Source organism: Herbaspirillum sp. RV1423 (assembly GCF_000577615.1).
In the GTDB taxonomy this organism is placed as follows: domain Bacteria; phylum Pseudomonadota; class Gammaproteobacteria; order Burkholderiales; family Burkholderiaceae_D; genus Herbaspirillum.
The window spans coordinates 14,299-27,748 of record NZ_CBXX010000018.1 but is presented as its reverse complement, the minus strand read 5'-3'; the positions used below and the strand labels follow the sequence as shown (position 1 = coordinate 27,748).

11 protein-coding genes are annotated in these 13,450 nt (G+C 59.2%); 7 read left to right on the top strand and 4 right to left on the bottom strand.

The genetic code is table 11. The features are described from left to right. Nucleotides 1-158 precede the first annotated feature (158 nt). The 3 genes from mgtA to RV1423_RS16765 all read right to left on the bottom strand — a co-directional run bounded on the left by mgtA (nucleotide 159) and on the right by RV1423_RS16765 (nucleotide 5,617). Nucleotides 159-2,729, bottom strand: coding sequence for a magnesium-translocating P-type ATPase (gene mgtA, locus RV1423_RS16775; RefSeq protein WP_034298937.1), 2,571 nt, complete (start codon nucleotides 2,727-2,729; stop codon nucleotides 159-161). 119 nt (nucleotides 2,730-2,848) lie between these two features. Beyond that, on the bottom strand, nucleotides 2,849-4,648 hold the full coding sequence (locus RV1423_RS16770) for an alpha/beta hydrolase (RefSeq protein ID WP_034298797.1): 1,800 nt from the start codon (nucleotides 4,646-4,648) through the stop codon (nucleotides 2,849-2,851). 120 nt (nucleotides 4,649-4,768) lie between these two features. Continuing rightward, nucleotides 4,769-5,617, bottom strand: coding sequence for a universal stress protein (locus RV1423_RS16765; protein ID WP_034298795.1), 849 nt, complete (start codon nucleotides 5,615-5,617; stop codon nucleotides 4,769-4,771). Nucleotides 5,618-5,835: 218 nt separating this feature from the next. Here RV1423_RS16765 and RV1423_RS16760 point away from each other — a divergent pair, with 218 nt between their 5' ends. The 3 genes from RV1423_RS16760 (at nucleotide 5,836) to RV1423_RS16750 (ending at nucleotide 8,070) form a co-directional block, all read left to right on the top strand. Next, nucleotides 5,836-6,270, top strand: coding sequence for a universal stress protein (locus RV1423_RS16760; protein WP_034298792.1), 435 nt, complete (start codon nucleotides 5,836-5,838; stop codon nucleotides 6,268-6,270). Between the two features lie 63 nt (nucleotides 6,271-6,333). Next, nucleotides 6,334-6,984: a BON domain-containing protein gene (locus RV1423_RS16755; RefSeq protein WP_034298789.1), complete on the top strand. Its 651-nt coding sequence runs from the start codon at nucleotides 6,334-6,336 to the stop codon at nucleotides 6,982-6,984. Nucleotides 6,985-7,041: 57 nt separating this feature from the next. Then, nucleotides 7,042-8,070 carry a zinc-dependent alcohol dehydrogenase gene (locus RV1423_RS16750; protein ID WP_034298786.1) on the top strand — a complete coding sequence of 343 codons (1,029 nt, stop codon included), beginning with the start codon at nucleotides 7,042-7,044 and terminating at the stop codon, nucleotides 8,068-8,070. Between the two features lie 28 nt (nucleotides 8,071-8,098). Here RV1423_RS16750 and fnr read toward each other — a convergent pair whose 3' ends face one another. Further along, complete coding sequence (fnr, locus tag RV1423_RS16745; protein WP_034298784.1) at nucleotides 8,099-8,866, bottom strand: fumarate/nitrate reduction transcriptional regulator Fnr; 768 nt, start codon at nucleotides 8,864-8,866, stop codon at nucleotides 8,099-8,101. 562 nt (nucleotides 8,867-9,428) lie between these two features. Here fnr and tssJ point away from each other — a divergent pair. The 4 genes from tssJ to RV1423_RS16720 are packed head-to-tail and all read left to right on the top strand — an operon-like array spanning nucleotide 9,429 to nucleotide 13,352. Further along, complete coding sequence (tssJ, locus tag RV1423_RS16740) at nucleotides 9,429-9,941, top strand: type VI secretion system lipoprotein TssJ (RefSeq protein ID WP_081768857.1); 513 nt, start codon at nucleotides 9,429-9,431, stop codon at nucleotides 9,939-9,941. A 26-nt stretch (nucleotides 9,942-9,967) separates the two neighbouring features. Next, nucleotides 9,968-11,347 carry a hypothetical protein gene (locus RV1423_RS16735; protein WP_155835137.1) on the top strand — a complete coding sequence of 460 codons (1,380 nt, stop codon included), beginning with the start codon at nucleotides 9,968-9,970 and terminating at the stop codon, nucleotides 11,345-11,347. Between the two features lie 4 nt (nucleotides 11,348-11,351). Continuing rightward, nucleotides 11,352-12,560 (top strand): hypothetical protein, encoded by a 1,209-nt coding sequence (locus RV1423_RS29895; RefSeq protein WP_155835136.1) that lies wholly within the window; start codon nucleotides 11,352-11,354, stop codon nucleotides 12,558-12,560. Nucleotides 12,561-12,572: 12 nt separating this feature from the next. Continuing rightward, a complete protein-coding gene (locus RV1423_RS16720) occupies nucleotides 12,573-13,352 on the top strand; it encodes a hypothetical protein (protein ID WP_034298773.1) in 780 nt (259 codons plus the stop codon). Nucleotides 13,353-13,450: the final 98 nt, after the last annotated feature.

Below are 13,450 nucleotides of genomic sequence, written 5' to 3'. Positions count from 1 at the left end.
CAAATGCCGGCCTGTTATGTATTTTTTTCCCACCGCTGCCGATGCTGCTTTTGAAACCACGTTCGCTCCCGCGTTGGTGAATGCCCTGCGCAGCAGTCTACGGGCAATATGCAAGGCGCACCTTGATTTCAATCAAATGTTCCGCAGTGCACAAAATGTCATTTCAGGCCAAAACGCAGGATCAACCAGGATTTCAACAGTTGCGTGGCCAGCAGGTAGCACGCAACGATGGCCAAAATGGCGGCGTTCAGCGAAAACGGCAGCGCGCTCAGGCCCAGCGCGGGGGCCATGGGCGATGCCGGCAGCCAGAATGCCAGCAGGCAGATCGCCGCCGTGGTCACCAACAGCGGCAAACTGGGCTTGCTCTGGATGAAGGGTATCTTGCCGGTGCGGATGACATGCACGACCAGCGTCTGCGATAGCAGCGATTCCACAAACCAGCCAGACTGGAACAGCAGCGGGTGCTCTCCGGCGCCGAAGGCGTACCACAGCGTGGCGAACGTGACATAGTCGAACAGGGAACTTACCGGCCCGAGCACCAGCATGAAGCGTCCGATATCGACGATTTCCCAGCGGCGCGGCTGTTTGAGGTAGTCCTTGTCGACGTGATCGGTGGCAATCGCGGTCTGGGAAAAGTCGTAGAGCAGGTTGTTGAGCAGGATCTGGACCGGCGCCATCGGCAGGAACGGCAGGATGGCGCTGGCGCCCAGCACGCTGAGCATATTGCCGAAGTTGGAGCTGGAACTCATTTTGATGTACTTGGCGATGTTGCCGAACACCTTGCGTCCTTCGATGACGCCTTCCTTCAGCACCATCAGGCTCTTGCGCATGAGGATGATGTCGGCCGACTCCTTGGCGATGTCGACCGCGCTATCGACCGAGATGCCGACATCTGCGCTCTTCAGTGCCGCACCGTCGTTGATGCCGTCGCCGAGATAGCCGACCACGTGGCGGCGTTGCTGCAGGCAGCGGATCACGCGCGCCTTTTGTCGCGGATTGAGCTTGGCGAACATGCTCGTCTGTTCGGCCAGCTCGCCAAGCGCCTTGTCGTCCAGCGCGTCGATGTCGTCGCCGAGGACAACACGTTCGCCGGACAGGCCGACATGGCGGCAGACGTTGTGCACGACGGCGCCGTTGTCGCCGCTCAACACCTTGACCGTGACGCCGTAATGGTGCAGCGCCTTGATCGCCTCGACGGCGCTATCCTTGGGCGGATCGAGAAAGGCGATATAGCCGACCAGCGTCAGCGCCGATTCATCGGCAGTGGAAAAGGTTTGTTCGCCCGGACCGTCTGCCGGCGGCAGTTGCCGATAGGCCACGGCGATCACGCGGAAGCCGTCTTCGTTCAGGTCGTCCACCGTTTCATTGAGCGCGGCGCCGTGTCGGGGGGCCAGCGGCGCAGGCACGCCGTCGTGTTCCGCATGCGTGCAAATACTGAGTATTTCTTCCACCGCGCCTTTGCAGATGAGCAGCCGTGCGCCGTCGGCCTGCTGCACGATGACCGACATGCGGCGCCGTTCGAAGTCGAACGGCAGCTCGTCGAGCTTGCGGAAATGCCGGTCCGGCTCGATCTTTTCGTGCACATCGGCATAGGCCAGGATGGCGACGTCGAGCAGATTCTTCAGGCCGGTCTGGAAATAGCTGTTCAGGTAGGCGTACTCGACCACCTTTTGCGAGTCGGCGCCGTTGATGTCGACGTGCTTCTCGAGGATGATCTTGTCCTGCGTCAGCGTGCCGGTCTTGTCGGTGCACAGGATATCCATGGCGCCGAAGTTCTGGATGGCGTTGAGCCGCTTGACGATGACTTTTTTCTCCGACATCGCCAGCGCGCCTTTGGCCAGGTTGATGGTGATGATCATCGGCAGCATCTCCGGCGCCAGTCCCACCGCGACGGCGACGGCGAACAGCAGCGCTTCGAGCCAGTCGCCCTTGGTTGCGCCGTTGACCAGGAACACCAGCGGCACCATTACCAGCATGACGCGCATGATCAGGCGGATGTACCGGTTGATGCCCAGATCGAAGCTGGTCAGTTCGCGTTTCTTGAGAAGGTCGGCGGCAATATGGCCGAACGCGGTGCGCTTGCCCGTGGCGATCACCACGGCGGTCGCCGTGCCGCTGACGACATTGGTGCCCATGAAGGCCAGGTTGGAGAGATCGGCGAAGGCGCCGGCGTCGGCATCGGCGCCAGCGAGGGCCGTGGGCGTTTTCTCGACCGGCAGCGACTCTCCGGTCAGCGCCGCCTGGCTGATGAAGAGGTTCCTGGCGGAGAGAATCCGTACATCGGCAGGCGCAATGTCGCCGGCCGAGAGGAAAACGATATCGCCGGGGACCAGCGCGGACAAGGGGATTTCCGATTTCTCGCGGCCGGCGCGCAGCACGGTGGCGGTGGTCGCCACCATCGAGCGCAGCCGCTGGGCGGCTCGGTCCGAGCGATGTTCCTGCACGAACGACAAGAGCGAAGACAGGATCACCATGACGCTGATCATGAGTGCGCCCCATGCTTCGCCAATCGCAAAATTGACGCTCGCCAGTACCAGCAGCATCAGCGACAGGGGACTGGCGAGCAATTGCATGAAGCGCCGCCAGCCGCCGTGCCGGGCTTCGGATGCGATGATGTTGGGACCGCAGTTGCGCAGCCTGTCTGCCGCTTCATCCGCCGACAGGCCGAGCAGAGAGGCGTTTTGCCGTTGCAATGCGGCCTCCGGCGTCAATACGGCGATGCCGCGCATCTCCAGTTCCGCCGCGCGCTCGGGAGCAAGGGGCGGCTTGGCGCCGGCATCGTGTACGGACGGCATGGCGGCCGCGACGGCTTCTTTGCGAAAACCGAACATCGCGGCTGTCTTTCGCTTCAGGGCTGCAACACGTACTTGCCGGGCGCCGCGCTCTTGTGCGCCGGCATCGACGGCGGCGCCACCCGCTTGCCGGAACGTCCGCGCAGCCAGGCTTCCCAAGCCGGCCACCATGAGCCTTCATGGTGCGCGACGGTCTGCTGCCAGGTATCGGCATCGATGGCAGGTTCCCTGTCGGAGTGGGTCGCGATCTGGTAGCTGCGATGCGGATGACCGGGAGGCGACACGACCCCGGCGTTGTGGCCGCCGGAAGTGAGCAGGAATGTCACCTTGGTGTCCGACAGCCGGTGAATCTTGAATACCGAACGCCACGGCGCCACGTGGTCGGTCACCGTGCCGACCGCAAAGACGGGAACGTGGATGTCGCCCAGGCTGATGGGTTTTCCATCGGTCAGATAGCGTCCTTCGGCCAGATCGTTGTGCAGGAAAAGCTGGCGCAGGTATTCGGAATGCATGCGATACGGCATGCGCGTGGCGTCGGCATTCCAGGCCATCAGATCGTTCTGCTGTTCGGGCAGGCCGAGCAGGTATTGGTTGAGCCGGCGCGACCAGATCAGATCGTTGGAACGCAAGAGCTGGAATGCGCCGGCCATCTGCTTGGTATCGAGATATCCTTGTTCCCACATGACGGCTTCCAGGAAACTGACCTGGCTCTCGTCGATGAACAGCGACAGCTCGCCGGGTTCCTGGAAATCCACCTGCGCCGCAAACAGGCTCACGCTGGCAAGCCGGTCATCGCCGTCGCGCGCCATCGTCGCCGCCGCAATCGACAGCAGGGTGCCGCCCAGGCAATAGCCGACGGCGTTGATCTGCGGCGCCCCGGTCAGCGCGGTGACCGCGTCGATTGCCTCCATGACGCCAAGCCGTCGATAGTCTTCCATCGACAGCTCGCGGTCTTCGGCGTGCGGATTCTTCCATGAAACCATGAAGACGGTATAACCGAGGTCCACCAGGTATTTCACGAGGGAATTCTGCGGCGACAGGTCCAGTATGTAATATTTCATGATCCACGCCGGCACGAACAGCAGCGGCCGGGCGTAGGTCGTCTTGGTCGACGGACTGTATTGGATCAGTTCAATCAGCTTGTTGTGGAAGACGACCTTCCCCGGCGTGACGGCGACGTCCTTGCCGACGACGAACTTGTCGTCGGAGCCGGGCTGGCTGCCGGCGACGCTGCGGCGCCAGTCTGCCGCGGCGTTGAGCCAGCCCTGGATCAGGTTGCCGCCGCCGTTGTCCAGAGTGGCCTGCTGCACCACCGGGTTGGTCAACAGAAAATTGGACGGCGCCAGCATGTCCAGGATCTGACGCACCGTAAACGTCACCACGTCCTCATGATGCTGCGACAGGCCGCGCACGCCCGTCGTCGCACGATGCCACCATTGCTGTTGCAACAGGAAGCCCTGGGAGATGGCATTGAACGGCCATGCCTGCCAGGCCGGATCGCTGAAGCGGCGGTCTTGCGGCAATGGCGTAATGCACAGCGCCGAAGGCGACTGGTCATCCTTGCACGCGCAATTGAGGGAGTACATCGTCCAGCGCCAGCAGTTTTTCCATGCCTTTTCCAGCAGGACGGCGCGTTTGGACGGCGACAATGCCAGATGCATCAACCAGTCGGCATAGGCGTTGGTCAAGGCCGCGGGAGAGATGTTGCCGGTCAGGCGACCGAGCCAGGCATCGCTCATGAGGTCCAGCCGGGAGAATTCGTTGCTGCGTTCAGGATAGTCGTATGTCAACGGCGCCAGCCAGGCGCTGGCCAGACGTTCAAATCCATGTTGGCCGAAGGAAGGTTTGTCACGCATGGGCAACTCTCGCGGAGATAATGAATAGGCTCTAGCGTAGCAATGCCTGCGCAAATCGACTTGACGCAGATCAAGCCATCGGATTTAAGACGCGGAAAGCAGGCAGGGCAACCCCGCCGGTCAGCGCGACATGAAGAGGGAAATCGCCGCGTTCGCCAGCACCACGCCCGTGGTGCCGCCCAGCAAGGCGCCGCGCCATCGCGGATGCGCCACGCAGCCCATCACCAGCAAATCGGCATCGATTTCGTCAACCAGCGTCAACAATGCCTGCCCGATGTTGTCGACGGCGGGACGATGAATGACGGTGACGTTCTTGGGCAGGGACGACAGGCATTCTTTCAGATCATGTTCGGATGCGGTCAGCGCCGAGCCCGGCGCAGCGCCGCTGCCGAAAATGACCACGCTGACCTGCCCCATGTCCTGCAGGATCGGCACGGCGTTGCGCGCCGCGCGCGCCGCTGCGCCGCTACTGTTCCAGGCGATCAATGCGTGTTTCCACAAGAACGGCTTCTGGTTGACGGTAAAGACGGGGGTCTCTGCATTGAGCGTGACATATTCGACAAAATCGCTTTCTTCCTTTTTTTCGACGTGCGTCAGTTCCTTGCGGCCGAGAATGATGAGGTCCGCGGCATTGCCGTAGTTGCTCAACGCGGTGGCGGCATCGTCGTCGACCAGCAGGCCCTGCCGGGTCTTCACGCCATATTCCTGGGCGAGCACTTCAAAGCGTTCCAGCGCCATCGTCATTTCCTGCCGCAGCTTGTCGTGATGTCCGCCATCTGCGGGCGGCGTCGGGGATAGCAGCGCAGATCCCGGTTCGCCCGGCAAACCGGACAGGAACCGCGATATGCCCGTCACCGCCAGGCCGATTACCGTCGCGTGGTCGCGGGAAGCCAGCCGGGCCGCCACTTTCACGCGTTGTTCAAGGTCGTGGGAACTGCTGACGTGGACCAAGATGGATCTGTACGGCATGGCATCGCTCCTGACAATTCCGATTGCTGAAATGAGTTCTGGTCCCCATGCTAGGCGCGGTTGCGGGAGAGCGATTGACCTATATCAAATACGCTCGCGTTAGGACGGCGATCATTCCAAATGAACGCTGGTTCGGGGGCTTTTGATCCAGGTCAAACGGTCGGCAGGGCTTGGGGAATAGGATAGCCTCAATTACACCAACTTTGGCGGAGGCCCCTATGTTCAAGACGATATTACTGGCGACGGACGGATCGGAGCTTTCCAGAAAAACAATTGCCGCAACCGTCGATTTTGCCGCTTCCTACGGCAGCAAGATCGTGGGTTTGTGCGTAGCCGAGGTTTTCTCCAATCTGGTTACACCGGTACTCATCACCTACGATCTGAACGCGCTTGAAGAAGAGGTCTACAAGCAATCGGTCCAGAACGTCAACGTCATTGCGGAGTATGCCAAGAAAGCCGGCGTCCCCTGCGAGGTCCATACGGTGAAGGGAACGCATCCCTACGAAGAGATTCTGAAGTGCGCGACGCAATTCCATTGCGATGCCATCGTCATGGCCTCGTACGGGCGAAAAGGACTGGACAAGCTGTTGCTCGGCAGCGAAACGCAAAAGGTGCTGGCGCACAGCACCATCCCCGTCCTCGTTTTCAAGTAAGCAATAGATCGCATGGTCAAGCCATGCTCATTCGACTGAACATCACCATCAACAGGAGATTCTATGAAAACCGACCAACAACTGAAAAAAGACGTCATGGAAGAATTGGCGTGGGAGTCCGCTGTCGACGATACGGAAATCGGCGTCGAGGTGCGCAACGGCATCGTCACCCTGACCGGCAACCTGAACAGCTATGCGGAAAAATATGCCGCCGAGAAGGCCGTGCAGCGTGTCGCAGGCGTGAAAGGCGTGGCCATCGAGATCGATGTCATCCTGCCTGGATCGAGTCAGCGCACCGACGCCGATATCGCCAGGACGGCAATCCAGGGACTGGAATGGAATACGCTGGTGCCGAAGGATCGCATCAAGGTCATGGTCGAGGACGGCTGGATCACGCTCAGCGGCGACGTCGAATACCAGTATCAGCGCAGGGCCGCGGAAGATGCGCTGCGCAGCCTGCTGGGCGTCGTCGGCATCAGCAACCAGATCGCGGTGAAGCCGGCGGCGACGACGCACGACATCAAGGTGCATATCGAGGCGGCATTGCAGCGCCGGGCGCATGAGGAGGTCAGGGCCATCGAAGTCATCGTCGTCGGCGATCAGGTCACGCTCAACGGTTCCGTTTCCTCTCTGGAGGAGCGACGCGAGGCTCTCAAAGCCGCAGCCGGCACACCTGGCGTTACCCGCGTGGTCGACAAACTGGTGGTGGTGTAGTTGTTTTTCGCAGCCGTATATTTTCATCCTGCATTTCATCTTTGAAGAGAGTCATTCATGGCAAACACAATGCAAGCAGCAGTGGTCGAGCATTTCGGCCAGCCGCTGGTGATCCGGGACATTCCATTACCGATTCCCGGACCCGGCCAGATATTGGTGAAAACGGAAGCATGCGGGGTATGCCATACGGATCTGCATGCCGCGCATGGCGACTGGCCGGTCAAACCTTCCTTGCCCTTTGTGCCCGGGCATGAAGGCATCGGCCTGGTGGCGGCGATCGGACCGGGCGTCACCGAAGTGACGCTGGGCGAGCGCGTCGGCGTTCCCTGGTTGTATTCGGCGTGCGGCCACTGCGAGCACTGCCTGGCGGCGTGGGAGACGGTGTGCGCCTCGGCGGAGTTCGGCGGCTATACCAAGAACGGCGGCTTTGCCCAATACATCCTGGCCGATCCGAAGTACGTCGCGCATATCCCCGCAGGTCTGGCGGCAAGCGCAGCGGCGCCGATCATTTGCGCCGGCGTCACCTCCTACAAGGGAATCAAGGAAACCAAGGCGAAGCCGGGAGAATGGCTGGCGGTATCCGGCATCGGCGGCCTGGGACATCTGGCCGTGCAATACGGAAAAGCGATGGGACTGCGCATATGCGCCATCGACATTGACGACAACAAGCTGGAGCATGCCCGGCGCTTGGGCGCGGAAGTGCTCGTCAACGCCAGAAATTCCGACGCCATCGAGAAGATGAGAGCGGCCACCGGAGGCGGCGCGCATGGCGTCCTGATCACGGCGCCTTCGCTGGGAGCATTCCATCAGGGCGTCGCGATGACGCGCAAGCGCGGCACTTGCGTTCTGGTCGGTTTGCCGCCGGGAGAATTCCCGACGCCGCTGTTCGACGTCGTCGCCAATTGCATCACGATCCGGGGTTCATTCGTCGGCACGCGCCAGGACATGGCGGAAGCGTTGGCGTTCGCCGCCGCCGGCAAGGTCAAGGCCGATATCGAATTGCAACCCTTGTCCGCGATCAATGACGTCTTCGAGCGCCTGCAGCGCGGGGATGTGCCGTCGCGCGTAGTGCTGGATTTCTCATGATGAAAGGCCGGACTTCCGGCCTGGCGTTTCAGTGATGGACGGGCGCTTCGTCGGCGTCCACTCCTGCCGCCAGTTTCGTCAGGCTCGCCAGGTCAAGCACCTCGACGTTGCGCTGCTGCACCTCGATCAGTCCGTCCTTGCGCATTTTGGCAATCATCCGGCTGATGCTTTCGATGGTGAGGCCGAGATAGTTGCCGATGTCTTCCCGCGTCATGCGCAATTGAAAGCGCGTCGGCGAATAGCCGCGCGTTGCATAGCGCACCGACAGGTTCACCAGGAACGCAGCGAAGCGTTGTTCGGCGCGCATGTTCCCGAGAATCATGATCACGCGTTGTTCGCTGGTGATTTCCTGGCTCATGACGCGATGGAAGTGGCGCAGCAGCGTGGGCATCTGCGTGAATAAATTTTCCAGCATGAAGAACGGAATTTCGCAGACTTCGCTGTCGTCCAGCGCGACGGCATCGCATTGGTAGCGCTGGCTGCTGATCGCATCCATGCCAAGCAGTTCGCCGGTCATCTGAAAACCGGTGATTTGGCGGTCGCCCGCGAGATTTTCCTGGTAGCTTTTGAAATGGCCGACACGCACGGCATACAGCGAGGTGAAGCGGTCGCCGATGCGATAGAGGTGAGTGTCGCGCGCAATCTTCCGTCGTCCGATGATCTTGTCCAGGCGTTGGGTGTCGCATTCATCGAGCCCCATCGGCAGGCAGATCTGATGCATGCTGCATCCGGAGCAACTTCTTGGCGACAGATTGCTGATGGCGAGAGGCGGCTGCAATTGTACAAGTTGGTTCATGATGCCCTCCGAACAGGGGAAACGTTTAAGTGCGGAACTCATTCTAGAGCGCCTGTCCTGATTGCATCAGCTTATTTTTCATTCAAATTTCGAGTTTCCTGTTCCAGATCAAGTTTTGTCTGAGCAACATGTCCACGAAGGGCTTCATTTGCTGTCTTGTCGGCAACTCCTGACCTGCGGCGTATGTTCCTGCCAGCATCCCGGCATCGACAACAAGGCTTACTCCCACAACCCCGGTATCAGGATGGCGGCGACGGAGACGGAGGCAATTGCCTCGTCGGTAAGGGTAAAGCGCGCTTGAATGTCGGATGAAGCGTATTTGAATCTCCGATATTGAATGCGACCGGCAGAGCAGAAAATCAGACACGCTCGAAAACATGGCCAAGCTCACAGCCTCCGTTCGTCTTATGTTTATAGGTGAATCGAATTTTCTTTGCGGTTTGTGAAAATTTCCGCAGTCCTCCTTATCTACCTTGATTTCACACAAGGTAAATGTTCAACTGAGCCCCCCAAATAGCTGCCCAGGCCGGATTACTTCCCCTGCCATGTTCCTGGAGAACTCATGTTGCTTCGATGCCTTGTTGCGCTTCATCTCACCACTCTGCTGACCGGTTGCAGCACTATGCAAACCCTGTCCGACGCCGCCGGCAACGCCTATCGGACCATCTTCCCCAAAAAACAAGACACGCTGCACATCGGCATCGTCACTGACAACACCGCCAATCCCAACGGGACCGGCAAACCTCTCTCGGTCGTGATACGCGTCTACCAGTTGAGAAGGCGGGAAGCTTTTGACAGAGCGTCCTATGACGCTCTTCATCATCAGGACAAGGAAGTCCTGGCCTATGACGCGCTGTCGGCGGACAGCCAGATCGTCAGCCCCAACACCGGAACGCACCTGAGCATGCCCTTATCCCAGGAGACGCAATATCTGGGCGTCGTCGCCTTCTTTCGCAAGCCCGATGGCGGCACGTGGCGGCTCGTGGTCGATCGCAAGACGCTGCTCTCCAAGCCCAACCTGATGCTGTCCATCTCGGAATACACCATTCGCATGCAGGACCAGGCAAGCCGCTAATTTAGGAAAACTTCATGGGACATCATATGAAGACGTTGCTATGCGCGCTGATCTGGGCGATCGCAGCACAAGCCGTGCAAGTACAAGCGCAAGCTCAAGACCGGGGCGAACGTTACGCGCTTACGCCCGACCGCTGTCACCCTCCCAGGTCGGATACGACCTCGTCGAACAACGGCGATGGCCGCTCCGGCCTGGCCCCGGCCCGCGCGGCCGGCGGTGCGGACAACGGCGGTCCGCCGGACAATGGATTTCCGCCGCCCGCCCGGCTCGACGCGCATGGCCAGCAACTGGCATCGCCACCCGAGCCGCCCCGTCCCAGGGCAGAACAGGGCCAGTGCGTCAAATCCTGTGAGGCCGGCTATGCGATGGTGATGGATGATCGACAGCAACAGTGGTGCCAACGGATCAAGCCCAAAGCCATTCGCATGAGCGTGCCGTCGGAGCTTAAGCCGGAGGGTATCGATGCTTCTTTTACCCGAACCAGGCAACAAAAGAAGAAGGACAAAAACGGAGAACAAAAAATAACCCCGAGACTGTCACCGCCTGCGCCTAACCCGAGCAAGCTCTTGCCCTGGCAAGGCTACGTTGTCGTCACAGTCGTTGGTGCCGATGACAAGCCGCTCGCAGGCCAATCGATCAAAATCACGCACACCGTGGAGGAGGATTCCGGTGGCCATACCAAAGCCAAACACGGCAAGCGACCTCCCTTGGCCGACCTTTTTGTCGGCAAGCAACGTATTACGGACGAACGCGGCGAGGTCGTCGCGCCGGCAACGACGGATGGGGCAGGCCAGGTCAAACTGATCTTTTCTGCTTCCGAGCTGGCGGGCGTGCACCGCATCAAGGCCGAATGTGTTCGGGATGCTTGTGGCGAGCAAACGGCGACAATCAATGTCAAGGTGCTGGATTTGGAAAGGTACGTGCCGGATTCGGCCATTGCCAGAGAGGATGGCGCTGGCGCGGCGGAGAAGCATGCACAACGGCATTACCTAAGCAAGGCAGCCGCACAAAACCTCGAAAAATTAATTGAAGCCATGAGCGAGGCCAAGTGGGGAATCGTGCGCGTCAACGATGCCGGACTGCCTTGGGGGGGACTCTTTGATATCGATGGCGACTGGCTGCCTTCTCATTTTGACCATAGCGCGGGCACGGCGGTAGACCTGCATTCGAAGACGATTGCAGTGGATACCAAGGCGGGGGTTTATAGGGGCCTGTGCAGCACGTCTAAAGATCCCGAAGACTCCGAGGCGCTGAGCAAGCGTTTACCCAATACCAAAATTCTCTGGCATCGCGGCAAGGCTGAGCATTTTCATGTCTACCTGATCGGCGCCGATCCAACAGGGCGCCCCGCAAATTGTCGAGACGAAGCAGATAAACCCAAACCAGCGAAACCAAAGAAAGGATGACGCCATGCCCCATGCCATCTTGCGGACTTTAATTCTGATGTGTCTGTGCCAATGTGTATTGGCGCAAGAAACCTCGTCCCCCGAATCAGTTAAAAGCACCATCACGCAACTTCCCGGACAGGATGTATGGGAAGTCCACGAGTTCGATCCCGAATCGGAGGAGGTCACTTCTTTCCGCTATGTATTGCAAAACAAAATCGATCTCTTGGCGCGCAGCACGATTGATCGGGATCAGGCCGCGCAACAGTTCGTCTATCGCTATCGGCTCGCCAATGGTCCGCGTGCGGTACAACCCATTGACTATTTCTGGATTTGTTGCGTGCCTTTACAGGTTTTTGTCGTTCCGCCAGATGAATCCTACCCCAAGAGAACCGGAAATACAGTGCAGGACGAGGCGGCTATGGATGCTTGGCGTAAGCGCTCACGAGCCAATGCCAAATTCGTCGTTGGTGCGGGAAAACGATATTTGCAAAGCCCCTCCACCTGGCGTCCTTCTCTTAAACAAAGCGATGGTAGCGCAGGCTATGGCTGGCTGGCGCTTGCCGACAACGCCATTCCTAAAGATAAACGGATCTACGGCATGCCGCCCAACGCCTGGTCCGACAGCTTCGCCTTTGCACGTCCCGAATTACCCAGCGTGCGCATCGCCAAATTGCAGGGCTTCTCCAACAATGACCAATTCCCCGGCAGCTACAACATCGACACCGACGATCCCAAGCTAAAGGCTGAAATTGCAGCCATTGCGCGTTCGGACGGACGATGGCTGCCCGTTCTCGCACCGGTCTTTCCTATTGACGAGCCTTTCAACGCTACTGCTGTCACACGTCAGTTGTGGAGCGAAATCGAGGATAAGTGGTACCGGGATGATGATTACAGCCGGACCATGCTGGCCCCCGCCCTTTTTGAGCAACTCCAGCGCGAATTCAAGCTCCTGATCCCCGCCCTGGAGGCCAACAACACCAGCGCAGCCAAAGCCGGCATCGCCCGCATGCTGGCGTATATGGCGCAATTGACCGCGCCCGACAGTGTTACTCCCGACAACGCCGGGCAGGAACAGGCGGCCAACGACACCGCTCCTTTGCCCACCACGCGCGCGCCCGTCACCGATCCCGACAGCGTGGATGTCGCTACCCACAGCATCCATCGTGTCGCCGCACGCGCCTTGGTGTTCAATCTGGCCTATCTGCAAGAACGCTTGGGTTCAGGAAAGTGATCAGGAGTTCAAATGAAATTTCTTTCAAAGATCGTCTTCGTCATCGTGGCAATCTGCGCTGGCCAAGTGTCCGCCCGCCCGACATTGGCCTATGCCACCAGGGATGGCTTGGAATTCGCCGACCGCTACAAAAATCTGGCAGCGCCCCCAGGAAAATATTTTGCTTTGGTTTGCGCTGCAAAAAAATGCAAGCTGCGGTTAGCCAGGTTGAGTAATCAGGCTGCCAAGGTGGACATGTATGACTACGATGAGCAGCAGGATGGCTACGTGCAACGCGCGGATATAAATAGAGCACTGGCGTTCGTACGCGGAATACCCGGTCTCAAGGAAGGTCCTGTGAAAACCTGGTATTTCCAGCCTTTCCGCTACAGGGACGATGGGCAAAATCAACCCGTCTTCACACCCCCCAGATGGAGCCGAACCATCAACGTCAATGGAACGAATTTGCACATCAGTGGGCACCGGGTAGAAAAGGCGATTCGCAAGTGTCCTGCCTGTGAGCCAGAATCCGGAGTGATCTGGAAAATGGCAATGGGAACAATTGAACGCACCCTGATTTCTCTTCCCGATGACTATGTCCAGGGACCAGAAGTCCAATTCGACGTCAATCAATTTCTGGTGTGGGTAGGTGATATAGATAGCGACGGCAAGCCGGATTTGCTGCTCCAGTCCCAATCCCGCAGTGGCGGCGTCTATCTGCAGTTATTTCTATCCACCACGTTGCAAGCCGGCAAGCCGTGGAAGCCCAGCGCCAAGTTTTCTTACTGGCCATTGTGGGACCCCGGTTGCTAGAACGCATCCCACGCCTATTGATGAAATGAGTTCCAGAACCCATTTTCGGATGGAAGAAAAAGACCGAAGAGAAGGCCAAGACCGCCCAAGAGCAGGCG

Coding starts and splice junctions, on each gene's coding strand:
- RV1423_RS16765 (WP_034298795.1), bottom strand. CDS start 5,617: ATGCCGTACAGATCCATCTTGGTCCACGTCAGCAGTTCCCACGACCTT.
- tssJ (WP_081768857.1), top strand. CDS start 9,429: ATGTTGCTTCGATGCCTTGTTGCGCTTCATCTCACCACTCTGCTGACC.
- RV1423_RS16735 (WP_155835137.1), top strand. CDS start 9,968: ATGAAGACGTTGCTATGCGCGCTGATCTGGGCGATCGCAGCACAAGCC.
- mgtA (WP_034298937.1), bottom strand. CDS start 2,729: ATGCGCGGCATCGCCGTATTGACGCCGGAGGCCGCATTGCAACGGCAA.
- RV1423_RS29895 (WP_155835136.1), top strand. CDS start 11,352: ATGCCCCATGCCATCTTGCGGACTTTAATTCTGATGTGTCTGTGCCAA.
- RV1423_RS16755 (WP_034298789.1), top strand. CDS start 6,334: ATGAAAACCGACCAACAACTGAAAAAAGACGTCATGGAAGAATTGGCG.
- RV1423_RS16750 (WP_034298786.1), top strand. CDS start 7,042: ATGGCAAACACAATGCAAGCAGCAGTGGTCGAGCATTTCGGCCAGCCG.
- RV1423_RS16770 (WP_034298797.1), bottom strand. CDS start 4,648: ATGCGTGACAAACCTTCCTTCGGCCAACATGGATTTGAACGTCTGGCC.
- fnr (WP_034298784.1), bottom strand. CDS start 8,866: ATGAACCAACTTGTACAATTGCAGCCGCCTCTCGCCATCAGCAATCTG.
- RV1423_RS16720 (WP_034298773.1), top strand. CDS start 12,573: ATGAAATTTCTTTCAAAGATCGTCTTCGTCATCGTGGCAATCTGCGCT.
- RV1423_RS16760 (WP_034298792.1), top strand. CDS start 5,836: ATGTTCAAGACGATATTACTGGCGACGGACGGATCGGAGCTTTCCAGA.